1 protein-coding gene is annotated in these 1,409 nt (G+C 48.8%); it reads left to right on the forward strand.

The window, feature by feature from the left end:
* Nucleotides 1–1,347 (forward strand): IS66 family transposase (gene tnpC, locus H591_RS15595; RefSeq protein WP_022967674.1); only part of this gene is annotated, 1,347 nt, incomplete at its 5' end.
* Between the last annotated feature and the right edge of the window lie 62 nt (nt 1,348–1,409).

Consider the following 1,409-nt stretch of genomic DNA (forward strand, 5'->3'; position numbering starts at 1 on the left):
GAACTGTTTAACGAAGCAGAAGAACTGCTTGCGCCCAGCGAAGAAGAAGTCGCTGTAGACCAAACCATCACCTACACCCGCAAGAAAACCCGCCGTCCAAGTTTAGCTGCAGAACTACCTCGCGAAGACGTTGTTCACGACATTCCTGCCGCGGATAAAGTGTGCAACGACTGCGGCAATGATTTACACCGCATGGGTGAAGAAATCAGCGAAAAACTGGAATTTATCCCAGCGACCGTTAAAGTCATCCGCCATATTCGCCCTAAATACAGCTGCCGCTGCTGCGAGAAAAACGCAACACAAACCCAGATTAAAATCGCACCCGTTCCAGCGAGTATTTTGCCTAAGAGCATCGCTACACCGACGTTACTGGCACAAATTATCAGCGCTAAGTACCAGTTTGGCTTGCCCTTGTATCGTCAAGAAGCATTATTCAAAAGCTTTGGTATTGAGCTGCATCGACAGACCATGAGTCGATGGTTGGTCAAGCTCAGTGAGCAGCTTGAACTGCTGTATGAGCACTGGCATCAACAAATACTGAAGCAGCCAGCCATCTGGTCCGATGACACGCCAGTAAAAGTGATCGAAACTGAAAAATCGCAGTGTTATATGTGGGTTTATGGCTGTGGCGCCGATAAAAAATCAGCCGATGGCCCGCCCAATATTGTTCTGTATGACTATCAGGATGGGCGTGCAGGTGCTTGTCCTGAGACCTTTTTGCAAGGCTACACCGGCTTGCTGCAAGTCGACGGTTATGCCGGTTATAACCATACTGAAGCCACATTAGTTGGCTGTTGGGCGCATGCTCGGCGCAAGTTTATTGAAGCTAAAGCGGTTCAACCTAAAGGCAAAACAGGGCGTGCTGACCAAGCACTCAACTTGATTCAAAAACTGTATGGTATTGAAACATCAATCGCCGATGCAACGCCTGAACATAAACGACAGGTGAGGCAAGAACAGTCTGCGCCGATTATGCAGCAGCTCAAGGCTTGGCTGGATAAAACAGTGCTGCAAGTGCCACCCAAAACAGCCATTGGTGTAGCACTGCAATACAGCTTGAACCAATGGAACAAACTGACGGCTTATCTTGAGCATGGGCTGGTTAGCATCGACAACAATCGTGCTGAGCGTGCGATCAAACCTTTTGTGATTGGCCGTAAAAACTGGTTGTTCTCCAACACCCGCAGCGGCGCCAAAGCCAGTGCTATTCTTTATAGTCTCGTTGAAACAGCCAAAGCCAACGACCTGCAACCTGCTGTATATCTTCAAGCGTTGTTCGAACAACTACCGCATACCAGCGCTGCTCATATCGACTCGCTCTCGCCTTGGAATATCAAACTCAACTAAGCATCGGTATGCTCTAACGAATGATCGCAGTTGTGCTAGGTGTGGGTGTTGTTACGCTTACG

The organism is Denitrificimonas caeni DSM 24390, from assembly GCF_000421765.1.
Lineage (GTDB): Bacteria > Pseudomonadota > Gammaproteobacteria > Pseudomonadales > Pseudomonadaceae > Denitrificimonas > Denitrificimonas caeni.